Here is a 23,377-nt window from a genome sequence, read left to right as displayed (position 1 = left end):
TTATATTGATATAGCTCTTTTAATTAATTTGGGGTATTTTAATGGTTGATTCTTCTTATATGTACGCTTCTGGTGCTTTTGTTCCTAGAGTTTCTTATTCTAGGTCGATTGATTTAAAAGATTCTTTATTGGATTTGGTTAAGGTTCAAAAAGAATCGTATGATTCATTTGCTCCTAAGAATAAGGGTAATGAAAGACTTGAAGTTATCTTTCATACAATCTTTCCAATAAATGATCCTTTGCGTAGGGCTACTATTGAGTTTATAAGTTGTAGGGTAGATGATCCTAAGTATGACGAATCTGAGTGTATAAAGCGTGGTGTAACTTTTTCTGCTCAGGTTATTGCTTCTATACGTCTTGTTGTTATGCAGGATGGTATTTCTCTTGATGAATATAAATCGATTAAAGAGAGTGGAGATCATTCTAAACTTGCAACCGTTGTAAAATCTATAGAAGAGCAGAAAGTCCACTTTTGTGGGTTGCCTATGATGACTGATAAGGGCACTTTCATCATTAATGGTGTGGAAAAAGTTATCGTCTCACAAATGCATAGGTCTCCTGGTGTATTTTTTGATAGCGATAAGGGAAAAACTTACAATTCTGGTAAATTGATCTATTCTGCTAGAATTATTCCTTATAGGGGTTCTTGGCTTGATATTGAATTTGATGTTAAAGACCATTTGTATTTTCGTGTTGATAGAAAAAGAAAATTGCCAATCTCAGTTTTATTAAAGGCGTTGGGTCTATCAAATAATGATATACTCGATAGATTTTATCAGAAAATAAAGTATGTAAAACATAAAGATGGTTGGAAAGTGCCTTTTGTTCCTGATAAATTTAAAGGAGTGAGGCTGCCTTTCGACTTAATGGATATTGAAGGTAATGTGCTGCTTAAAGCTAACGTTCGTATTACCTCAAGACTAGCTAAAAAGCTATATGATAATGAATTAAAAGAGTATCTGGTTCCTTTTAATTCTATATGTGGTTTATTCCTCGCAGAAGATTTAATGGATAGTGCTAGCTCTACGAAAATTTTATCTGCTGGTGAATCTATAAAGCTGGAAGACATAAAGAAGCTTGAGTTATTGTCTGTGGATGAAATATCAGTATTGAACATAGATAATGTATCTGTTGGACCTTATATATTAAATACGCTTTTCTTAGACGAAAACATGTCTTATCAGGATGCGCTATATGAAATATATAGAGTTTTGCGTCCTGGTGAAGTTCCTGTTTTAGAGATAGTAGAGGAGTTTTTCCGTAATCTTTTCTTCAGTCCGGAATATTATGATTTGTCTAACATTGGTAGGTTGAAGCTTAACTCTTACCTTGGATTAAATTATGATGAGGATTTAACTGTTTTAACATATGAAGATATTATTGAAATTGTAAAAAAAATAGTATTGTTACGTGACGGTCAAGGATCTGTAGATGATATTGATCATTTAGGAAACAGAAGAGTAAGATCAGTTGGAGAGTTTATAGAAAATCAATTTAGAACTGGGTTGTTGAAATTGGAACGCGCAATAGTTGATTCTATGTCCACTTCTAGTTTAGATAAAGTTTCTCCATCTGATTTTATTAATCCAAAAGTGTTAACTAATGTCTTAAGAGATTTCTTCAATTCTTCTCAATTATCTCAATTTATGGATCAGACTAATCCGTTATCTGAAATAACACATAAAAGAAGGTTGTCCGCGTTAGGTCCTGGCGGTTTAACAAGAGAACGGGCAGGATTTGAAGTGCGTGATGTTCATCCAACTCATTATGGAAGAATTTGCCCTATTGAGACTCCTGAAGGGCAAAATATAGGGTTAATCAACAGCTTAGCTATATACGCGCGTATTAATAAATATGGTTTCATTGAAAGTCCTTATAGAAAAGTAGTTAATAGGGTTGTTACTGATCAAATTGAGTATCTGTCTGCTATAGATGAAGGTTTATATTATATAGCTGATACCAGCGTAAAGCTCGATGAAAATAATTGCTTTGTTGATGACATGCTATACTGTAGATATGCTGGTAGTTTCATTATGGTAAGTAGTGATCAGGTGAGTTACATTGACGTATCTCCTAAGCAGGTAATATCAGTTGCAGCTTCCTTGATTCCATTTTTAGAAAATGATGATGCTAATAGAGCATTAATGGGCTCAAATATGCAACGTCAGGCCGTACCTTTATTGAAGCCTACCGCTCCTCTGGTTGCTACTGGTATGGAGTCTTTTGTAGCTTCTGGCTCTGGTGCTGTAGTTTTAGCAAAACGCGATGGCATAGTTGATAGTTCTGATAGTAACTCTATAGTTATACGTGCTTTTGATAAAGAAAGGGTTAACTACTTGGATGTAGATATTTATCATCTAAGGAAATTTCAGCGTTCTAACCATAATACTTGTATTAATCAAAGACCGCTAGTGTGCGTAGGTGATTATGTTAAAAAGGGTGATGTAATAGCTGATGGTCCTGCAATTAACAGTGGTGAGTTGGCGCTTGGTAAAAATTTGCTAGTCGCTTTTATGTCTTGGCAAGGTTATAACTTTGAAGACTCTATTATTATTTCTAGTGAAGTTGTTAAAAAAGATCTCTTTACTTCTATTCATATAGAAGAATTTGACTGTGTTGTACATGATACCCCTTTAGGATCAGAAAAAATAACTCGTGCTATACCTGGTGTTAATGAAGAAAATCTATATCACTTGGATGATAGTGGTATAGTGAAAATTGGTACAAGAGTTGGTCCAGGCTATATTCTGGTAGGTAAAGTTACACCTAAACCTTCTCTTTCATTGCCTCCTGAAACGAAGTTATTAATGACAATTTTTGGTGAAAAGTCATTCGATTGTGCGGATTCCTCTTTATATACATCTCCAGATGTTGAAGGGACAGTAATTGATGTACAAGTCTTTACACGCAGGGGGGTTGAAGAAAATGAAAGGGCATTACTCATCAAACAAAAAGAGGTAAATGACTTTGAGGAAGAGCGAGATTATATAATCAATGTTACTAGTGAATATTTCTATGATGAACTGAAGAAACTTCTTATTAATTCTGGTTCTCAAGATCGAGAAAAATTTGACTCTATTGAACGTGAGCAATGGTGGGGTATAGGATTAAAAAACCAATCCATTTCTGAGCAAGTTAAGAGCTTAAAAAAAGATTTTGATGAAAAAGTATCACATGCAATAGCACAGTTTAAGCGAAAAGTAGAAAAATTACATGAAGGTTATGACCTGCCTCAAGGTGTGTCGATGTCAGTAAAAGTTTTCATTGCTGTGAAACATAGTCTGCAACCAGGGGATAAAATGGCTGGTAGACATGGGAATAAAGGTGTGATTTCTCGAGTTGTGCCAGTGGAAGATATGCCTTATTTGGAAGATGGTACTCCTGTTGATATTATTCTTAACCCTCTTGGTGTTCCTTCACGAATGAATGTAGGGCAAATACTGGAAACGCATGTAGGTTGGGCTTGTAGAAAATTAGGGGAAAGGGTAAGTAATATTCTCGATGAGATCAATAAAATCAAAAGTGCTTTTTGCAAGGGAATTAGGTCCCTTAACGATGATAATTTTACACAATTTGCAGTAGCATACCTTGACAATAAAAAAATTGAAAATATTGATGATGATGAAATAATGGCTTCTGTTTTAAATACACCTAATAAGAATGCACTAAATGACGAGTTGAATGCGTTAGTAGAGAACTATTTGAACTCTTGTAAAAGTTCATACAGCAATTTACGTAATTTCCTGATTGAGGTTTATAGCTATGGTAGTAACGTATCTATCTGTAATGATATTCGTAATATTAGTGATAATAATCTCATTGAATTTGCACGTAAATTACGTGATGGCGTTCCTGTTGCTGCACCTGTATTTGAGGGTCCAAAAGATGAACAAATAGCAAAATTATTTGAACTTGCTGGTTTGGATAACTCTGGACAAGCTGTATTATATGACGGTTGCAGTGGTGAAAAATTCGACCGCAAGGTTACAGTTGGTTACATGTACATGCTTAAGTTGCACCACTTAGTTGATGGTAAAATTCATGCGCGTTCAGTAGGGCCTTATAGTTTGGTTACTCAACAACCTCTAGGAGGAAAATCTCATTTTGGTGGTCAGCGTTTTGGTGAAATGGAATGTTGGGCATTACAAGCCTATGGTGCTGCTTATACTTTGCAGGAAATGTTAACTGTGAAGTCTGATGATATTAATGGTAGAGTTAAGATTTACGAGTCGATAATAAAAGGTGACAGTAATTTTGAATGTGGAATTCCTGAATCCTTTAATGTGATGATAAAAGAACTACGTTCTTTATGTTTAAATGTAGATTTAAAGCAAAATGATGTAGTGATTGAAGATATATCTCACACTAACATTGCACAACCTTTTAATGAGGTTAGCATATCGATTGCTAGCCCTGAAAGTATTAAGCGTATATCTTGTGGTGAGATAGAAGATGTTTCAACTGCAAATTATCGTACGTTCAAAGTTGAGAAAGGTGGATTGTTTTGCCCTAAGGTTTTTGGCCCTGTCAATGACGATGAGTGTTTATGTGGAAAATACAAAAAAAGAAGACACAGGGGTCGCATATGCGAAAAATGCGGAGTAGAAGTTACATCTTCTAAAGTAAGAAGAGAAAGGATGGGTCATATAGAGCTTGCATCTCCTGTTGCTCATATATGGTTTTTGAAATCGCTTCCTTCAAGAATTGGAGCATTATTGGATATGTCTCTCAGAGATATTGAGAATATTTTACATAGCGATAATTATATCGTGATAGATCCTCTTGTTTCGCCTTTTGAAAAAGGTGAGATTATTAGTGAAAAAGCTTATAATGAAGCTAAAGATAGCTATGGGATCGATAGTTTTGTAGCTATGCAAGGTGTTGAAGCTATAAGAGAGTTGCTAACGCGCCTTGATTTACATGAAATTAGGAAGGATTTAAGACTAGAATTAGAGTCTGTTGCTTCTGAGATAAGAAGAAAGAAAATTATAAAGAGATTGCGTATTGTTGAAAACTTCATTAAATCTGGAAATAGGCCTGAGTGGATGATACTTACAACTATACCTATTTTACCACCTGATTTGCGTCCTTTGGTATCGCTTGAAAGTGGTCGTCCTGCAGTTTCTGATCTGAATCATCATTATAGGACTATTATTAATAGAAATAACAGGTTGAGGAAATTGTTGAGCTTAAATCCTCCTGAGATTATGATTCGTAATGAAAAAAGAATGTTACAAGAAGCAGTTGATTCTCTTTTTGATAATAGTCGTCGTAGTACTTTGGTAAATAAAGCTGGTGCTGTTGGATATAAAAAGTCCATTAGTGATATGTTAAAAGGAAAACAGGGTCGTTTTCGCCAGAACCTCTTAGGAAAAAGGGTAGACTACTCTGGACGTTCTGTAATAGTTGTTGGTCCAACTTTGAAACTAAATCAGTGTGGATTACCAAAAAGAATGGCTCTTGAACTATTCAAACCTTTTGTTTACTCAAAGCTTAAGATGTATGGTATGGCTCCAACTATTAAGTTTGCTAGTAAGTTGATAAGAGCAGAAAAACCAGAAGTTTGGGATATGCTTGAAGAGGTAATAAAAGAGCATCCTGTTTTGTTGAATAGAGCGCCTACGCTACATAGACTTGGTATTCAGGCTTTTGAGCCAATCCTTATTGAAGGCAAAGCAATACAGCTTCATCCGCTTGTCTGTACGGCGTTTAATGCTGATTTTGATGGTGATCAAATGGCAGTGCATGTGCCAATTTCATTGGAAGCTCAGCTTGAAGCTAGGGTGTTGATGATGTCTACTAATAACGTTTTAAGTCCTTCTAATGGCAGACCGATTATAGTTCCTAGTAAAGATATAGTACTTGGTATATATTATCTGACTTTACAAGAACCTAAGGAAGATAATATACCATCTTTTGGTGCTTTTTGTGAAGTTGAGCATTCTTTGAGTGATGGTACTTTGCATATTCATTCTAGTATAAAGTATAGGATGGAGTATATTAATAGCAGCGGTGAAACTCACTATAAAACTGTTTGTACAACTCCTGGCCGTTTAATATTATGGCAAATTTTTCCTAAGCATGAGAATCTAGGCTTCGATCTAATAAATCAGATATTAACAGTCAAGGAAATAACTAGTATAGTTGATTTGGTATATCGTAACTGTGGTCAAAGTGCTACAGTGGCATTTTCTGATAAATTAATGGTACTTGGCTTTGAGTATGCCACATTTTCTGGTGTTTCTTTTGGTCGTTGTGATATGGTTATACCTGAAACTAAAGCTACACATGTTGATCACGCGAGGGGTGAAATTAAGAAATTCTCTATGCAATATCAAGATGGGCTAATAACTAGAAGTGAGAGGTATAACAAGGTTATAGATGAATGGTCTAAGTGTACGGATATGATAGCTAATGATATGTTAAAAGCAATATCTATATATGATGAAAATAGTAAGTACAACTCAGTGTATATGATGGTTAACTCTGGTGCAAGGGGTTCTACTTCACAGATGAAACAGCTAGCAGGAATGCGAGGGCTCATGACCAAACCTTCTGGTGAGATTATAGAAACACCTATAATTTCTAATTTCCGTGAAGGATTGAACGTATTTGAATATTTTAATTCTACTCACGGTGCACGTAAAGGTTTAGCTGACACTGCGCTTAAAACTGCAAACTCTGGATACTTAACTCGTCGTTTAGTTGATGTGTCTCAAAATTGCATAGTTACAAAGCATGACTGTAAAACAAAAAATGGTCTTGTTGTGAGAGCTACAGTTGAAGGAAGTACTATAGTTGCATCTCTAGAGAGTGTTGTGCTGGGTAGAACAGCTGCAAATGATATATATAACCCAGTGACAAAAGAATTATTAGTAAAAGCAGGGGAATTAATTGATGAGGATAAAGTAAAGCAAATCAGCATTGCAGGTCTTGATGCTATAAAAATTAGATCGCCTTTAACTTGTGAAATAAGTCCTGGTGTGTGTTCTTTATGTTATGGAAGAGACCTTGCAACTGGTAAAATTGTTTCAATAGGTGAAGCAGTTGGTGTTATAGCTGCTCAATCTGTTGGAGAGCCAGGTACTCAGTTAACGATGCGTACTTTCCATATAGGTGGAGTAATGACTAGAGGCGTTGAATCCTCGAATATTATAGCTTCTATTAATGCTAAAATAAAGTTAAACAATAGTAATATAATTATAGATAGAAACGGAAATAAAATTGTGATAAGCCGTTCCTGTGAAGTCGTGTTGATTGATAGCCTTGGTAGTGAAAAGTTGAAGCATAGTGTACCTTACGGTGCTAAACTTTATGTGGATGAGAGTGGGTCAGTAAAAATTGGCGATAAAGTTACGGAATGGGATCCTTATACATTGCCTATTATCACGGAGAAGACTGGTACAGTGTCTTATCAGGACTTAAAAGATGGAGTTTCGATCACTGAAGTGATGGATGAATCTACAGGAATATCAAGCAAAGTAGTAAAAGATTGGAAATTGCATTCTGGTGGAGCTAATTTACGTCCTCGTATTGTGCTGCTTGACGATAATGGTAAAGTAATGACACTCGCAAGTGGCGTTGAAGCATGTTATTTTATACCAATCGGGGCAGTGCTCAATGTACAAGATGGCCAGAAGGTTCATGCAGGTGATGTTATTACAAGAACACCAAGAGAGTCAGTTAAAACTCGTGATATTACTGGTGGTTTACCGAGGGTTATAGAGTTATTTGAAGCACGTCGTCCTAAAGAGCATGCTATTGTTAGTGAGATAGATGGCTATGTAGCGTTTTCTGAAAAAGACCGTAGAGGAAAACGCAGTATATTAATTAAACCTGTAGATGAACAAATTTCTCCAGTTGAATATTTGGTATCAAGAAGTAAGCATGTAATAGTCAATGAAGGTGATTTTGTACGTAAAGGTGATCTATTGATGGATGGTGACCCTGATCTCCATGATATTTTACGTGTGCTTGGGTTAGAAGCTTTAGCACACTATATGATTTCTGAAATACAGCAAGTTTATAGATTGCAGGGTGTTCGTATAGACAACAAGCATTTAGAGGTGATCTTAAAACAAATGCTACAAAAAGTGGAAATTACTGATCCTGGTGATACTATGTACTTGGTTGGCGAAAGCATTGACAAGCTGGAAGTTGATAGGGAAAATGATGCTATGAGTAACTCTGGCAAACGGCCTACTCATTATCTTCCTATTCTGCAGGGGATTACTAGGGCAAGTCTTGAAACTAGCTCCTTTATTTCTGCTGCCTCTTTCCAAGAGACAACAAAGGTACTTACAGAAGCAGCATTCTGCGGAAAGAGTGATCCTTTAAGTGGATTAAAAGAAAATGTTATAGTAGGAAGATTAATTCCTGCTGGTACAGGTTTGATTATGAATAAGATCAGAGCACTTTCACTTTGTGATAATATAGATGAATATGAAAAATATTTTGATATTGAAACTTATGACGAGAAATGGTTGATGGATAATGGTTGTTATTTACACTCTGGTGAGGAAGAGAGCGTAGTGGCATATGATCAGTCGAATTGAGTACAGCTAGTGTGTTTCGTATCAGTTCAGGAGAGTGACAAAATAAGGTAGACAAGGTAGCATAATAAGATAACCAATAAAGTAAAAGTGAGTTTACAACAGATGGTGTCATTCCAGTCTGGAATAACATCATTCTCTTGTCATCCAAGTAGCTGACACTGGTTTCCATCCAAAAGGGCAGTGCCCAGACACTGGGATCCAGAAAAATTTGCTTGTTCACAAGCAAACTAGCATGGAAAGTGGTTACAACGTTCTTGATGAGATTACGGCAAGGCTGGATTCCAGTGTCAAGCACTGGAATGACACCCTTTTTGGGTCTTCTAAATAGCCTTCTCTTCCTGTCATCCAAGTAGCCCCTTTTCCTGTCATTCCAGTAGCCTCTTTCTCCTGTCATGCAAGTAGCTGACACTGGGATCCAGAAAACTTAATTCTAACCAAGTGGCTGCATAATAAAGACTGGATGCCAGTGTCAGCTACTTGCATGACAGCAGTCCTACGTCATACCGCCGCGGTATCTCAGCCGCTAACTGTTCTCCCTCGTCATACCGTCACGGTATCTCTAGTCCCGCTGCGGGATGACGGTTGTCAGCTTCTCCTGTCATCCCAGTAGCTCCTTCGGTGTCATTCCAGTGCTTGACACTGGAATCCAGACTTTAATTGTTATACTTGTAAATAAGTCTGGAACGTTCATCTCAAAATGCAGTATTTTTGTTGAAATAGCTCAACTGGATCCCAGTGGGCTTTGTTGCATAGCAACCGAAAAAATCTGGTGGCTACTGACAAAATTCATTATAAATAACCATTTAACTGTTGAAGAAAAAATATGCCACAGAAAATGAAAGTCAGTAACCAAAACGAATATAACAAATTCCTTGAAAAAAGGGGAAATATTTTTCGTTACATCGATGAAGCTATCGAAAATTGGTATGAAAATAGTCCAAAAATGCAGGGCGGCAACTATATTTACAGTGATAAAGTCGTAATTTTGGTGCATATAATTGTCAATCTTTTTAGAATTGGTTTAAGACAAACGGTGGGGTTTATAAAAGGATATCTGCAACAAATAGGAAAAAATTTGGCAGTTATCAGCTATTCACAAGCATCAAGAAGGTTTAAAAAACTTAATATTAAGATAAATGATTGCAGGGTTGATAAAAGCAACATGGAAAATATTGAAATTATCATAGATAGCACAAGTATCAGCATTTACAGTAACACTCCTGGCCACAGTAAGGAAAACAGTGCAGATAGAAAGTACCGAAGCTACGAGCAAGTAAGAAAGTTACATGTTATGTTAAGTGTGAATAGTAAAAAAGCTATAGCTGCAAGATACAGTAATGGCGTCTACTCTGACCACTATGGAGCTTGCGATTTGCTTGAAGAAGTTAATTTTCAGCACAAAATAAAAGCATTATATGCAGATAGGGCATACGATAGGCACAAACTTTATAAATTGTGTAAGAAATACGATATAAAGACAAAAGTTCTACCAAAAAAGGATGCAGCAGAACATTCAAAAATAGATTATATGTCTGACAGAAATGCTGCTATTAGGTTAATAAAATTATATGGACAAGATGGTGTAAAAGAGTGGAAAAAGGAAGCAATTTATGGAAAGAGATCTTACATAGAAGGATTTTTCTCAAGGTTGAAGCAAGTATTTGGATTTAGCTTTAGGAATAAATCTGAAGTAAATCGTGAAAAAGAATTACTAATTAAGTGCTATTTGCTCAACAAATTCACTGATATTGGTATGGCTAAATTTGAAATCATTACATAAATTTGTCGTAAACCATCACTGCTTAAGGTGCTATGCAACAAAGCCATCCCAGTGTCAAGCACTGGGATGACACCATTTGTTGTGTTTAACAAAGTTCGTACTTAGCTTCATGTTAGCTACAAACGTTAAGAAATTTACCAAGTGAAAAAAAAGGCAAAAGAAGCCCCGTGGTTATTATCCGCTTTAAAATATTGGCGTTTTTTATGTTTTAAACGCTTGACAAGCGAGATTCAGCTGCTTTTAATTGCAACTAACCTACGCTGCAAATGTTTAAGAAATTTACTAAGCAGAAAAAAAGACAAAGAATCCCCGAGTTAGCTAGTCTTTTACTATCTCTGTCGAGTATTGGCATTTTTTGATGTCTTGTAACGCTTTATAAGCGCGTTCAGCTTATTTAGATAAAAATCTAGATGTAGATGAAGTTTTGTAAAGACATACAGTATCTATATACTGCAAAAAATTGAACATAAGACGCCGATACATTAAGTAATCCTTACCTTTTAATCTGCAGATTGGCGAAAGCAAATACAATAGCTTCAGTTTCATGATAAGGGGGCTGGCGGAGTTTGTCAAGTAGGTTTTTATGACTTAAAAAGCCAGTGTCAAGCACTGACCACTTTTGCTTCAATATTTGCACATTAGCCACGCCCCTAAACAGATACGTGTGTCTCTTGACCAAAAAAGCCAATAATATTTTCTTTCACTTCTGTGCTATCTGTCATGTTATTTACTCTCATACGAAATTCAGATGAGCATTGAAGCCCGCTACTGTACCAACCTATGTGTTTGCGGGCCATCTTTATCCCCGTGTCATTTCCATAGTACTCAAGAATATTATCGTAATGCTCAAGTATGATGCTTAATCTCTCTGAAGCTGTTGGTTCAGAAGTTTTACTTCCACTGAGAAAGTGCATTGCTTGATTAATCAGCCAAGGTTTACCGTAGGCACCACGACCTATCATCACTCCGTCTGCTCCGGATTCTTTAAGAGCACTTTGAATATCACTCAAGTTTTTAATATCGCCATTTACTATAACTGGAATTTTCACTTGTTCTTTAACATTTCTAACGAATTTCCAATCTGCTTGACCGTTATAGAGCTGCGCTCTTGTCCTTCCATGCACAGTAATCATTTTTGCCCCTAAGTCCTCTGCGATTTTTGCTAAACGTGGAGCATTGCGATTTTCATCGTTCCATCCAGTGCGCATTTTCACCGTAACTGGTATATTTACTGCATTGACCACAGCTTCAATGATTTCAGCAGCTTTTTTCTCATCACGCATTAGCGCTGATCCTGCATAACCGTTTACAACTTTTTTAACAGGGCAACCAAAGTTTATGTCTATAATTTTTGCACCCATATCCTCATTTAGTTTTGCAGCTTCTGCCATAACATCGGGCTCGCATCCAGCAAGCTGCACAGCAGTTAATTCATCGACTTTTGCTTTTTGCAGACTCTGGCGAGTTTGCATAATCATAGCTCTGCTTGCAATCATCTCTGAAACTAACAAACTTGCACCAAGTTTCTTTACAATACTTCTGAACGGATAATCAGTCACCCCAGACATTGGAGCTAAGATTACCGGGGAATCAATCGTTAGATTTCCTATTTGCAGGGGCATAAGGTTAATGGTAATTCTTCATTGTAAACTATATAGCAACCTGAGCTGTATTCTGCACCCTTGAGGTAAGAGAGGTGTCCGTTCCTGGTGGAAGATCGCACAAAAGCCCGTTTTTTAAATGCTCTTTCCACCCTTCATCCTCCATAAGCGCTTTTGTAAACTCTCTTCTTTTCCCATTCAAATCAAATTTATATTCTGATAACTCTTTGTCAATTTCGTCAAATGATTTGCCTTCGTTGAGCATTTGTGTAATTTTATGAGCATTTTCTAGTGCGAATATGCCACAGTTATGTCCATCGCTTTGTTGTTTGGCTCCGGAGCTTCTTATATTACAGTTCTCTATTTCCAAAACTGCTTCCAGTGCGCTCACTATATTATCAGTATTTATTGGGACATTAATTAATTCATTTTTCTTGTCCCGACACGTTTGTGCTGTTTTTCGGACATCTTGACCCATTTCTTTTTTTCCTTGTGCATTTAATTCACTGGCTTGGTTAGTAAGAGGTGCAAATAACTCGTCTTTAATTTCATTTGCAAGTTCTATTTTCTTACGTTGACTACCAGGACTTGGTAAATCAGCACTAAAAGAATCGCAATAATAAGCTCTAAATTTTTTACTATCTGGATTGTATGCAATAACTAGCGTCACCCAATGATTACCACCTAAATTAATAACTGAGGTAAATATTCTCAAATTCTCTTGTTCTGCTTTATTTTTATATTCTCTCAATCTTTCATTCAAGGATTCAAGATTACCAGGAATACAAAAGAATATATGGCCATCTGAACTCTCTGAATAGTTATATACAGCTCTTGCAATATGAGCAATATCATGTTGTTGTAGCCAATAGGTATAATTTTCTCTATTTGTCTGATGCACAAGAGTATCCAAATTTTCATGAAACTCTTTACCACCCAAACCACTATCTAACGAAGTAGAAGAACTTCTACGCTCTGTATCATCTGAACCGTCTGTTTTTCTTGATATAGTATCCACCCCACTGTCCATTGATTCACTCTTTTCCCCCTTTGAAGCTCCTTTTCCATTTCCATTAATATAGTTCTTCGCTAATTTGTATGCTGTTGTAAGAACTACTCCCATTATAATCCAAATCACAGGATGAGAAATTAGCATAGCAAGTGGAAAGGTCAATAGAGGGGATCCTATTACCGCTCCTAAACAGCCAGCAGCGAATGTGGCTGCTAGGCATACACAAGTAGCGCAGATAACAAATTTCCCACCAGCAAAGTAAGTGCTCTCTTTAAATTGATTATATTTTTCTGTGATGCCCAACATACTATATCCTATGAACGCTAAGTTAATTAAATTTTAACAAATTCTAACAAAAAAATCAACCATAATAATTTTAGTAGTATGAGAAAATATTGAATATTAAGAGCTTTTGAAGTACAGTAATAATGTTAGTAATAGCACAATATATGCATGATATAGAATATATACGCAAAAACCCTAAAGGATTTGAAAAGGCAATGAAAAGCAGGGGGATAAGAGAGTTTACTGCAAAAGAGGTATTAGAAATTGATCACGAGAAAAGGTCATTAACCACTAAATTGCAAGATTTAAATAGGCAGCGCAATGAAATCACAGAGGAAATAAAGAAGCTTAAAATGAGCAAGAGCCCTTGTGAAGAGCAAATAAAATCATCAAAAAACATCACGAATGAGATAGAGGCAATTAGCTTAAAAGAGCAAGCAGAAAAGGATAAGTTAGTGAATGTTTTATCTAACTTGCCAAATATTTCTGCGCAAGATGTGCCAATAGGCGCAGATGAGAACTCTAATTTAGAGGTGAGAAGATATGGAGGAAAAAGACAGTTTGATTTTGTACCAGAATCTCATTATGAACTCGGAGAAAAATTAGGTTTAATGGACTTCGAACAAGCGGTGAGAATTTCCGGATCAAGATTTGCGATATTAAAAGGACAGTTAGCTAAGCTTGGACGAGCGCTAATAAATTTTATGCTTGAAATGCATGTTAATGAATTTGGCTATACTGAAGTGTATCACCCAGCTTTGGTGAAAAACGAGGCTATGTATAACGTTGGTCAGCTACCGAAATTTTCTAATGATTCATATCTAACTACCGACGAATTAAGGCTGATTCCCACAGGTGAAGTGGTTCTGACAAATTTGGTTGCTGATAAAATAATAGAAGAAAAAGAACTGCCTATTCGCTTTACTGCGTATTCAGAGTGTTTTCGTAAAGAAGCAGGCAGCGCAGGGCGAGACACAAGAGGCATGATAAGGCAACACCAATTTGGTAAAGTGGAATTGGTGAGTATTACAACTGAAGACCAATCAAACGATGAACTTGAGCGCATGACGAGTGTTGTTGAAGAGATATTAAAAAAACTAGAATTACCGTATAGAGTAATGCTACTGTGTAGTGGTGATATGGGTTTTGCTGCACAAAGGACTTATGACATAGAGGTATGGTTACCTGAGCAAAATAAATATAGAGAAATATCAAGCTGCTCAAATTGTGGTGCATTTCAAGCAAGAAGGATGAACGCTAAATACTCTTCAGAAACTGATAAAAAGATAAAAAAATATGTTCACACTTTAAACGGCTCAGCTTTAGCTATAGGAAGAACGATTATTGCCATAATGGAGAATTACCAAAATTCCGACGGATCGATTATAATACCAAACGTGTTGCAAAAATACATGAGTAATGATACTGTTATAAGCAAATAATAATTTTGACATATAGAAAAGCGAGGAAATAAAGATGAAGGTTCTGGTTATAGGTTCTGGTGGACGTGAGCACGCTCTACTTTGGGCTCTAAAAAAATCTCCTATCTTGACTGAGTTATATGTAACTCCTGGTCGCCCGGCCATGGAAGATTTGGGAGTTCTTGTGGATGTAAATATTCAAAATTCAGTGGATGTTACACAATTTTGCAAGAGAGAAAATATAGAGTTGGTTGTTATTGGTCCAGAGCAACCAATAATTGATGGGCTTGCTGATGATTTAGTTGCAGAGGGAATAAATGTTTTTGCTCCGAGTCAAGCAACTGCAAAGCTTGAGGGATCAAAGTCTTTCACCAAGGGACTATGCAAGCGATATGGCATACCAACTGCCAAGTATGAGTGTTTTGTTGATGAAGGATTAGCTAAAGATTTTGTACGTAGCAATAAAATAAAGTTTCCACTTGTAGTGAAAGCAAATGGAATTGCGGCAGGGAAAGGCGTGATGATATGTTGCGCAGAAAACGAAGCTTTTTCAGCAATAGATTCAATGCTAGTGGAGAAAAAATTTGGTGAATCAGGTGAAGAAATAATCATAGAAGAGTTTTTAATTGGAGAAGAAGTAAGTTTTTTTGCTCTTGTTGATGGGTTGAAAGTAGTAACTCTTGGGTGTGCAAAAGATTATAAGAGAGTTGATGAAAGTAATGAAAGCCAAAATACTGGAGGCATGGGATCGTACTCATCACCTTCAATTATAAGTAAGGACATGGAGCAAAAAATTATCCAAAAAATAATATACCCTACAGCTCAAGCATTGGTTAACATGGGTACGCCTTATAAGGGAGTACTCTTTGCTGGTTTAATGATTTGCAGAGATGGCCCAAAACTTCTCGAGTATAACGTTAGATTCGGTGATCCAGAAACGCAATCTATATTACCTAGATTTGATTCAAATTGCGATTTGTTAAAATTGATGTTGTCAGCTGCAGAAGGAAAGTTAAATGTCAAAATGGTGGAGCTTAATAACAAATCTACAATTTGTGTAGTTGTTGCAAGTAAAGGCTATCCGGGTGATTATCAAAAGGGAGAAGTAATTAAGGGATTAGATAAAATTGAAAGCATTCCTGGTATATTGGTGTTTCATGCTGGTACTAAATTAGATGAGAGTGGTAATTGGGTTTCAGATGGCGGAAGAGTGCTAAATATAGTAGCAGAAGGGAGCACTATAGAGGAAGCCAAAAGTAAGGTGTACTCAGCATTAAATTTTTTAGAATGGCCAGGGGGTTTCTTCAGATATGATATTGGTAGTTAATGTTAGCTGTCGGTTAGCGGGTGGCTCACAGAAACGAAAAACTTCCTTGACAAACTCCGCCAGCCCCCTTATCATGAAACTGAAGCTATTGTATTTGCTTTCGCCAATCTGCAGATTAAAAGGTAAGGATTACTTAATGTATCGGCGTCTTATGTTCAATTTTTTGCAGTATATAGATACTGTATGTCTTTACAAAACTTCATCTACATCTAGATTTTTATCTAAATAAGCTGAACGCGCTTATAAAGCGTTACAAGACATCAAAAAATGCCAATACTCGACAGAGATAGTAAAAGACTAGCTAACTCGGGGATTCTTTGTCTTTTTTTCTGCTTAGTAAATTTCTTAAACATTTGCAGCGTAGGTTAGTTGCAATTAAAAGCAGCTGAATCTCGCTTGTCAAGCGTTTAAAACATAAAAAACGCCAATATTTTAAAGCGGATAATAACCACGGGGCTTCTTTTGCCTTTTTTTTCACTTGGTAAATTTCTTAACGTTTGTAGCTAACATGAAGCTAAGTACGAACTTTGTTAAACACAACAAATGGTGTCATCCCAGTGCTCCTTTTTTTGTCATCCCAGTGCCCAGACACTGGGATCCAGGAATTTTATTAAGTTGGTAAGCATAAAAGTAGCCGTTTTATGCTAAAGTACAACGTTTTGATGATTATGAAAAAGCTGGATTCCAGTGTCAAGCACTGGAATGACACCGAAGGAGCTACTGGGATGACAGGGGAAGCTGACAACCGTCATCCCGCTGCTTGTTAGCGGGATCTAGAGATACCGTGACGGTATGACGTAGAATTGCTGTCATCCCGCTACTTGTTAGCGGCTGAGATACCGCGAATGAATCGCGGGAAACCTTTCTTGGGTTAGTTATAGACAGAAAATGCAAGAATTTCAGAATGATCTGCCTGGTTTTTTATCTAAGTAATATCACTCCCTTTAGCCTCTCTATATTTGCTGAACAACTAAAAAGGGGAGGGGAGTGGCTATAAAATAGTTACACTACATGAACTCATCAGGTGAGTGATAATGATCTGATAAGTGATCTCTAACATCGTGACCTAACTTATCCACATCAGGTTTAAGCAAAGAAAGATTGTCATCAGATTGTTCTTCCTCTTTAGACCCAAATAACCATGAAAAGAATGACGAGATAGAATCAATAATGGATTTAATTGCTGAAAAAATATTGGATAAGAAGTTACTGGGTTGCTGAGTATCCTCTTCGGGTTCTTTTCCTTCTGTATGATCTACTTCATCCACATCTTGTTCAGGTTTACTTCTGCTTATAAGTATCTTATCTAACCAGTCGGACATATTCTTGTCTGGATTATGAAAATACATTTGACTTATCTCCTTATTTTCATCAATAGAAATTACTACAGTTGTATTCTGACTTAATTGCCCTTCATTAATGAGCGATTCATGAGAGTTCTTAATGTCTTTGATAAATTGAAGTTTTTCTTCTTCTGCTGAAAGATAACCATTGTGTTGTATATCATAATTGGTTCCTTTATATTTAAATTGAAACATCCATCCACGGTCGTTATATTCATCTACACCCATCTGCTTGCAAATAGCTTTATAATTTTTTTCTTCTACCTCAAGCCCAATTGCATTTGCCATCAGCTGACTATTTACCTGGTCCAATTCCCTTACTTTTGTTGGGGAAAACTTGAATTGAAATACGTGACCCAATTCATGGGCTAAAACATTATCCATATAAGCACTTTTATAGCACATCAGGCTTTCTTCAGATGCCATTCCCCCAGAATTATCAATCATACTCTGATGTCCAGCAAATCTCGGAATTAGAGCACCATATTTCCTATAATCATCTTTATTATTAAAAATATAGATCTGTACAGCTCCTGGTCTATCAATACAAAACTTTGCTTTATATGCATCATAAGCACTTTGGATATCCATTTTTACTTGATCTTGCTCGCGTTGTGATAGGCTATCAAAATTTATGGTGAAATCTAGATCTTTACACCTATAGTTGAATTGATTAGGCAGCACATCTTGTAATCCTGCGTATTTTGTGTTCTCATCAAAGTTTCTTGATTGTGCAGTTTTATATAAATTATTATAGTATGTAATAGAGTTTCCGTCAGGCAACTTAGGTATCTGTGCGATCGTTCTTCCATAGTTATCGTAGAAAGAAATGTCAGAATTACCAATCCTAAAATCCGTTATAGATTGCCCACAAGTACCATCGTTTGCACAATCGTGATGGTCAGTCTTCTTATAAGACCATGCGTTGATGTATTTTCCCATTTTGATACCTCACTACCAAACCTTGCTATATTATTATCTTGGTAAAAATCATAATAATTCGTTAACTTGTATTTTAAATCTGTATATCAAATGTACTTTTCTCATAAAGTGCCAATTGTGAAGCTAATGAATTTTATTTGTTTAAAATTTTGCTGAAATAGCTCTTTTTATACTATGTTTTATATAGCTAAACTGACTTAGATTTACCGACAATTTGAAAAACGACAAATTCGTCATTCCGCTACTAGTTAGCGGAATCTATACCGCGAATGAATCCACAGCTGTACGAACATTGCAATTAGCAGGTAATTTGTGCAACAGACGGTGTCATCCCAGTGCTCCGACACTGGGATCCAGCCTTTCCATAATATATATTATGTAATTTTCGATACTAATAAAACTATTTCCCAACCTTTCAAACAGCAACTTGTTGAACCTCCAGATTAGCACTTAAGAAGAAGTGTTAAAGTATCTCTTTAAGTATTATATATTAGTATTTAGAGATCATATTTATTATAGATCTTAAAAGTACTCATAACGCGTAAACTATGATACTGTCTGAGCAACACTCGCTACTTTGTTTGAGGTCTGGTCCATCTAGTTTATTACTAGGTTTTAATACTGCATATGTAATGCCACCAGCAACAATCCCGACTGCCAGCGCAGCAGCTACAGCTATACCAACTAAAGCCAATATTGGTAATTGAACACCACTGCATCTAAAATAGCTTTAGTTCTTTCTCCCCCATCATTAAAACCTAGAGCATAGACAATCGGTGTTGCATACGTATTTGCACAAATAAGAACCTCTTTTAATATACCTTCCTTTTTAGCTGCACCTAAAAGAACTCCAGCTTTTTCTTTCCAATCATTAAAATCTAGAGCATAAGTAAACGGTATTATATATTTCATATATTTCGTACTATCTGGATACTTTTTACATATATTTGCAGAAGTAAGAACTTTTTTTAATATACCTTCCTCTTTAGCTGCACCTAAAAGAACTCCAGCTTTTTCTTTCCAATTATTAGAATCTAGAGTATAGCCAAGCGGTGTTATATCATACTCCACACCATCTGGGCACTTTTTACGTATATTTGCAGAAGTAAGAACTTTTTTTAATATACCTTGCTCTTTAACTATAAGTAAGACCTCTTCAGTTATTTCTTCCCTCTCATTAAAATCTAGACGATAGCTAAGCGGCGGTACAGCAAAATCTAGAGCATAGCTAAGCGGCGGTACAGCATATTCCACACCATCTTGGCACTTTTTACGTATATTTGCACAAGTAAAAATCGTCAAAAAATCATCTCTTGATCTTCCCTTTAAAAGGTCATTAACACTCTCGCCTTCGCCTTGCTCTATTATTTCCCTTAACTGCTCGTATACTCTCTGTAATCTTTGATTTACCATATACTTACCTAACATAAAAACTTAAGCTTAATTATTCCATATTTTAACAAAAAAATCAACCGGAGTGGCATCACATATCACATACACTCAAACAAGAAAAGGCGCTCAGGTATTCATCTTTTTTTTCAACAACTAATATTCTTGTTTTTTTAAGCACTCTATCTATATTCAATCCTTTGCCTTCTTCTCAATATACCTACATATCAGAATGGACAATTCATATAGAATCAGCATTGGTATTGCAAGCCCTACTTGGCTTAATACATCAGGTGGAGTTAAGATTGCAGCAATAATAAAAATTACCACTATTGCGATTCTACGTTTATTTGACAAACTTTGTGCAGTCAGTAGCCCAACTCTCACCATTAATGTGAGTATGACTGGAATTTGAAATGCAGTGCCAAATGCAAACATAAATTGGAGAACAAGGTCTAAATATTCGCTAACTGATGGCATAAACTCTATCGGTATATCGAAGGATTTACCACTGTGTTCGAAGTTGATAAAAAACTTCCAGGCTAAAGGAAATATATAGTAATAGACTACAGTAGCTCCCGTTACAAATAAAACCGGTGTTGCAATTAAGTATGGCAGCAACACTGCCCTTTCACTTTTATATAACCCAGGTGCTAAGAACATATAGAATTGCCATGCAAACACAGGAAAAGAGAGCAAAAGTGCACTCATTACAGCAACCCTAAGATATACAAAAAATGCCTCTGTTAAGTCTGTGTAAATTAAAGAAAAACCTTCGCTACCTTTTGTTGCTTCTATTAAAGGTGCAAGTAAAAAACGGTATATATTTTCCTTAAAGTAGTAACAAAAACCAAAAGCAACGCAAAAAAATAGAAAGCAAAAGATAACTCTTTTTCTGAGTTCCGCAAAGTGCTCATAAAAAGAGGCATATTTGTTCGAGTTTTCATTCATACTTTACTATGGCTCAATAATGCTATGTCTAACATTCTCAGCGAAAAAGCCCACTCATTGTCATACCACGCTGCAACTCTACAGATGTTGCCTGTAACATATGTACCAGTTGAATCCACAATTGCACTATAAGGGTTATGCACAAAGTCTATTGAAACTAAAGGTTCCGCACATACAGAAAGCACATTGCTTGCTGCATCCTTAAACATTTCATTTATTTCTTTAACGGTCGCTTTCTTATCAGTCGTAAATGTAAAATCAACCATAGAAACATTGCTAACTGGAACTCTGACGGCAGTGCCATCTAGCTTTCCCTTTAATTCAGGAATTACAGAACCGATTGTTTTTGCTGCCCCGGTTGTAGTTGGCACCATAGATAGTCCGCAAGCCCTTGCCCTGCGCAAATCTTTATGATTACCATCAAGAACATTTTGATCATTCGTGTAGGCATGTATAGTAGTCATGAAGCCACTTTTTATACCTAGATTGGAGTGTAGAACCTGCACAATTAGAGCCAGGCAATTTGTAGTGCAAGAACCTGCTGATATCACTTTATGCTCTTTTTCGAGCATATCGTTATTCACACCGTAAACTATAGTGACATCAGCATCCGGAACTGGAGCAGAGACAATTACTTTCTCTGCATTGTGCCTTATTGCTTCTTCACGCTTGTTAAATGCACCAGTACATTCAAGTATTACATCAACATTCCAAGGAATATTTTCAGGGCTCCGTTCTCTATATAAAGAAAATTTTCTGCCGTTTATAGATAGCCAATTTTGAGACTCATTAAAATCAATATCACCACTGAATTTGCCATGAACAGAATCATATTTAATCAAATGTGCATGCTGCTCAGCACCGAGCGATCCGTTCACTGCTACAACTTCTATCTGCTTGCTATATTTTTCCACTTCATGGATAGCGCGCAGAACACTTCTTCCTATTCTACCCAGACCATTAATTCCTACACGAATCGTCATCTCTTCATTCAAAAAATTTAATTATAGAGGATATCGCTTGATATTTCATTCTATTCTTTTGACTGCTAATTGGCATTTTATTCCTTAATATATTAATTATTTATCTTGATTAGATAACTATAGTACCATATTATTTAACTAAATGTTTAAATATTAATGGTAATTATTATGGATTTAGAAAACTTACAACAAGAGTTGCTTGAAATAATTCTTCTCATAACTGCAGAAAGTAGTGAAGAAGAAGTAAGAAATATGCAAGATCGAGCATTTAAGATTATCGATGAATTAAGAGATCATATTAATGATGATATAGAAATTAATGATAATCTGAGAATGACAATTTTAGACTGCATTGTCTCTTGTGATAGTCAAAATGGTGTAAGGTTAAATAACAGATCGTTGTTAGACTTAGAAGATGCTGTAAAAAGTATCGGAGGGAAAACTTCACAAGAGTTAGGGCGAGTACGTGAGGTTTCACAACAGGAACAAGCTACGATGTTGTTTAGAGAAATTATGGAGTCTAGGGCAGAACTTATAGCATCTATGCAAGAAGAAAGACGAAATAGAATTTTAGGACAATGGTCAGGAATAGATATATGTCGTGGAGTACTTGCAATATCCGCTGTAATGACATACCCAGAAACTCGTCTGGGAGAATCAGAAGTAGGTAACATTGTTACGGCAACACTTGGAGGATTGCTGTCCATACCATACCTTGTATTATCACGGCAACTGAGATACTCAGACTCCATGGATATTACAACATCAAGAGAAATAGCACAAAGGTTAGTACACTCAATAAGTGAACCAATGGCTGGATTATCAGCAGCTTTAGCAGGAGGCATGGTAATTTTAGGTTTCAGCATAACTAGAAGAGCAATTGGAATAAATGTGGGATTTCAAGAATCATTAAGATCTGGTCTGATAGCTGCAGCCGGAGCAGGAATTGGTGCTGCATTGTCAACGGCTTTGGTGAGAAGGGCGCTTGCTCCTGTCTCTACAAATTTGGAAGATGTTGCAACTGAACAACCAAATATGCAAGGACAGAACAGATAGCTCTCCCCTACCCTTCTGTATACAAAATAGCAAGTCATAAAACCTTGCTATTTTGTTACTTAAAAAAAATACTTCCCCTTTTTAGAGAACTGCATATAATAGATTTGACATTGCAGTGCATTATACAAACAAAATTCCCAATACTATAACCTACAGGAGGCTTTATGAATAAGAAATTTCTCTATTCACCATTGTCAATAAAAAGTATAGGAGAAAACGGTGTATTTTCTGGTTATGCTAGCGTTTTTAATATAGTTGATAAACAAAATGACCTGATCTTACCTGGGGCATTTAAGGAAAATTTAAACAGAAATAAAATAAAACTCCTTTGGCAGCACAATCCAGGTGAACCTATAGGTAGTATCATAGATATTTATGAGAATGATGTTGGTCTATATATAATTGCACATTTACTTTTGGGTATTCAGAAAGCAGAAGAAGTGTATTTGATGCTCAAAACTGGAGCAATTAACGGACTTTCCATCGGCTATATACCTATAGAGTATGATGTTGATCATAAAAGCGGAGCTAGAGTGTTAAAACAAGTGGAATTATGGGAAGTCAGTCTGGTCACTTTTCCTGCAAACTTGGCTGCTCAGGTAATCAATGTGAAAAATCAGAACAATGAACAGGAAATGTTAGCAAGAGCGATAGGAAAAGCAAATGCTGTACTTACAGACATGTGTATTTCTGCTTAAAGTGTATTAGGCGGGCAAAGACTTTACCATAATT

Annotated in this window: 17 protein-coding genes; 9 read left to right on the top strand and 8 right to left on the bottom strand. The window is 36.2% G+C overall.

The features are described from left to right. Positions 1–41 precede the first annotated feature (41 nt). On the top strand, positions 42–8,555 hold the full coding sequence (locus tag OPR43_RS04340) for a DNA-directed RNA polymerase subunit beta/beta' (RefSeq protein ID WP_265034341.1): 8,514 nt from the start codon (positions 42–44) through the stop codon (positions 8,553–8,555). 243 nt (positions 8,556–8,798) lie between these two features. On the opposite strand, the gene OPR43_RS04335 is transcribed toward OPR43_RS04340, so the two are convergent. Beyond that, entirely contained in the window at positions 8,799–8,924 is a 126-nt protein-coding gene (locus OPR43_RS04335; protein WP_265034340.1) for a hypothetical protein, read from the bottom strand. Between the two features lie 112 nt (positions 8,925–9,036). On the opposite strand from OPR43_RS04335, the gene OPR43_RS04330 reads away from it, so the two are divergent. The 3 genes from OPR43_RS04330 to OPR43_RS04320 are packed head-to-tail and all read left to right on the top strand — an operon-like array spanning position 9,037 to position 10,335. After that, positions 9,037–9,165, top strand: coding sequence for a hypothetical protein (locus OPR43_RS04330; RefSeq protein ID WP_410540879.1), 129 nt, complete (start codon positions 9,037–9,039; stop codon positions 9,163–9,165). Further along, entirely contained in the window at positions 9,131–9,394 is a 264-nt protein-coding gene (locus tag OPR43_RS04325; protein ID WP_265034339.1) for a hypothetical protein, read from the top strand. The genes OPR43_RS04330 and OPR43_RS04325 overlap by 35 nt, the downstream gene beginning before the upstream one ends. Beyond that, positions 9,379–10,335 carry an IS5 family transposase gene (locus OPR43_RS04320; protein WP_264735368.1) on the top strand — a complete coding sequence of 319 codons (957 nt, stop codon included), beginning with the start codon at positions 9,379–9,381 and terminating at the stop codon, positions 10,333–10,335. The genes OPR43_RS04325 and OPR43_RS04320 overlap by 16 nt, the downstream gene beginning before the upstream one ends. Here OPR43_RS04320 and OPR43_RS04315 read toward each other — a convergent pair. From OPR43_RS04315 to OPR43_RS04305, 3 genes are all read right to left on the bottom strand, one after another. Further along, positions 10,278–10,427, bottom strand: coding sequence for a hypothetical protein (locus OPR43_RS04315; RefSeq protein WP_265034338.1), 150 nt, complete (start codon positions 10,425–10,427; stop codon positions 10,278–10,280). The genes OPR43_RS04320 and OPR43_RS04315 overlap by 58 nt on opposite strands. A gap of 558 nt (positions 10,428–10,985) precedes the next feature. After that, on the bottom strand, positions 10,986–11,957 hold the full coding sequence (gene dusB / locus OPR43_RS04310) for a tRNA dihydrouridine synthase DusB (protein ID WP_265034337.1): 972 nt from the start codon (positions 11,955–11,957) through the stop codon (positions 10,986–10,988). A gap of 28 nt (positions 11,958–11,985) precedes the next feature. After that, complete coding sequence (locus tag OPR43_RS04305) at positions 11,986–13,254, bottom strand: hypothetical protein (RefSeq protein WP_265034336.1); 1,269 nt, start codon at positions 13,252–13,254, stop codon at positions 11,986–11,988. A 143-nt stretch (positions 13,255–13,397) separates the two neighbouring features. On the opposite strand from OPR43_RS04305, the gene serS reads away from it, so the two are divergent. Further along, positions 13,398–14,675 (top strand): serine--tRNA ligase, encoded by a 1,278-nt coding sequence (gene serS / locus OPR43_RS04300; protein ID WP_265035655.1) that lies wholly within the window; start codon positions 13,398–13,400, stop codon positions 14,673–14,675. 34 nt (positions 14,676–14,709) lie between these two features. Beyond that, positions 14,710–15,981: a phosphoribosylamine--glycine ligase gene (gene purD / locus OPR43_RS04295; RefSeq protein WP_265034335.1), complete on the top strand. Its 1,272-nt coding sequence runs from the start codon at positions 14,710–14,712 to the stop codon at positions 15,979–15,981. A 1,007-nt stretch (positions 15,982–16,988) separates the two neighbouring features. On the opposite strand, the gene OPR43_RS04290 is transcribed toward purD, so the two are convergent. Then, entirely contained in the window at positions 16,989–18,266 is a 1,278-nt protein-coding gene (locus OPR43_RS04290; protein WP_265034334.1) for a hypothetical protein, read from the bottom strand. 312 nt (positions 18,267–18,578) lie between these two features. Here OPR43_RS04290 and OPR43_RS04285 point away from each other — a divergent pair, with 312 nt between their 5' ends. After that, entirely contained in the window at positions 18,579–18,713 is a 135-nt protein-coding gene (locus tag OPR43_RS04285; protein WP_265034333.1) for a hypothetical protein, read from the top strand. A gap of 237 nt (positions 18,714–18,950) precedes the next feature. On the opposite strand, the gene OPR43_RS04280 is transcribed toward OPR43_RS04285, so the two are convergent. The 3 genes from OPR43_RS04280 to gap form a co-directional block, all read right to left on the bottom strand. Continuing rightward, positions 18,951–19,694 (bottom strand): hypothetical protein, encoded by a 744-nt coding sequence (locus OPR43_RS04280; protein ID WP_265034332.1) that lies wholly within the window; start codon positions 19,692–19,694, stop codon positions 18,951–18,953. A gap of 153 nt (positions 19,695–19,847) precedes the next feature. Continuing rightward, a complete protein-coding gene (gene tatC, locus OPR43_RS04275; protein WP_265034331.1) occupies positions 19,848–20,606 on the bottom strand; it encodes a twin-arginine translocase subunit TatC in 759 nt (252 codons plus the stop codon). Further along, positions 20,603–21,589 carry a type I glyceraldehyde-3-phosphate dehydrogenase gene (gene gap, locus OPR43_RS04270; protein WP_265034330.1) on the bottom strand — a complete coding sequence of 329 codons (987 nt, stop codon included), beginning with the start codon at positions 21,587–21,589 and terminating at the stop codon, positions 20,603–20,605. The genes tatC and gap overlap by 4 nt, the downstream gene beginning before the upstream one ends. 168 nt (positions 21,590–21,757) lie before the next feature. Between gap and OPR43_RS04265 the strand changes: the two genes are divergently transcribed. Both OPR43_RS04265 and OPR43_RS04260 read left to right on the top strand, forming a co-directional pair. After that, positions 21,758–22,645 carry a hypothetical protein gene (locus OPR43_RS04265; protein WP_265034329.1) on the top strand — a complete coding sequence of 296 codons (888 nt, stop codon included), beginning with the start codon at positions 21,758–21,760 and terminating at the stop codon, positions 22,643–22,645. A 164-nt stretch (positions 22,646–22,809) separates the two neighbouring features. Further along, entirely contained in the window at positions 22,810–23,343 is a 534-nt protein-coding gene (locus OPR43_RS04260) for an HK97 family phage prohead protease (RefSeq protein WP_265025479.1), read from the top strand. The last annotated feature ends 34 nt before the right edge of the window (positions 23,344–23,377 follow it).

The sequence above is a fragment of the Wolbachia endosymbiont (group A) of Apoderus coryli genome, assembly GCF_947251615.1.
Classification (GTDB): domain Bacteria; phylum Pseudomonadota; class Alphaproteobacteria; order Rickettsiales; family Anaplasmataceae; genus Wolbachia.
Note: the sequence above shows the minus strand (reverse complement) of the source record. Positions and strands in the feature narration are given on the sequence as shown.

Bases quoted from the DNA above. Each gene is read 5' to 3' on its own strand.
- OPR43_RS04325 (WP_265034339.1), top strand. From the start codon at position 9,131: ATGACGGTTGTCAGCTTCTCCTGTCATCCCAGTAGCTCCTTCGGTGTC.
- OPR43_RS04260 (WP_265025479.1), top strand. From the start codon at position 22,810: ATGAATAAGAAATTTCTCTATTCACCATTGTCAATAAAAAGTATAGGA.
- OPR43_RS04340 (WP_265034341.1), top strand. From the start codon at position 42: ATGGTTGATTCTTCTTATATGTACGCTTCTGGTGCTTTTGTTCCTAGA.
- tatC (WP_265034331.1), bottom strand. From the start codon at position 20,606: ATGAATGAAAACTCGAACAAATATGCCTCTTTTTATGAGCACTTTGCG.
- serS (WP_265035655.1), top strand. From the start codon at position 13,398: ATGCATGATATAGAATATATACGCAAAAACCCTAAAGGATTTGAAAAG.
- gap (WP_265034330.1), bottom strand. From the start codon at position 21,589: ATGACGATTCGTGTAGGAATTAATGGTCTGGGTAGAATAGGAAGAAGT.
- OPR43_RS04280 (WP_265034332.1), bottom strand. From the start codon at position 19,694: ATGTTAGGTAAGTATATGGTAAATCAAAGATTACAGAGAGTATACGAG.
- OPR43_RS04320 (WP_264735368.1), top strand. From the start codon at position 9,379: ATGCCACAGAAAATGAAAGTCAGTAACCAAAACGAATATAACAAATTC.
- OPR43_RS04290 (WP_265034334.1), bottom strand. From the start codon at position 18,266: ATGGGAAAATACATCAACGCATGGTCTTATAAGAAGACTGACCATCAC.
- OPR43_RS04305 (WP_265034336.1), bottom strand. From the start codon at position 13,254: ATGTTGGGCATCACAGAAAAATATAATCAATTTAAAGAGAGCACTTAC.
- dusB (WP_265034337.1), bottom strand. From the start codon at position 11,957: ATGCCCCTGCAAATAGGAAATCTAACGATTGATTCCCCGGTAATCTTA.
- OPR43_RS04330 (WP_410540879.1), top strand. From the start codon at position 9,037: ATGACAGCAGTCCTACGTCATACCGCCGCGGTATCTCAGCCGCTAACT.
- OPR43_RS04335 (WP_265034340.1), bottom strand. From the start codon at position 8,924: ATGACAGGAAAAGGGGCTACTTGGATGACAGGAAGAGAAGGCTATTTA.
- OPR43_RS04265 (WP_265034329.1), top strand. From the start codon at position 21,758: ATGGATTTAGAAAACTTACAACAAGAGTTGCTTGAAATAATTCTTCTC.
- purD (WP_265034335.1), top strand. From the start codon at position 14,710: ATGAAGGTTCTGGTTATAGGTTCTGGTGGACGTGAGCACGCTCTACTT.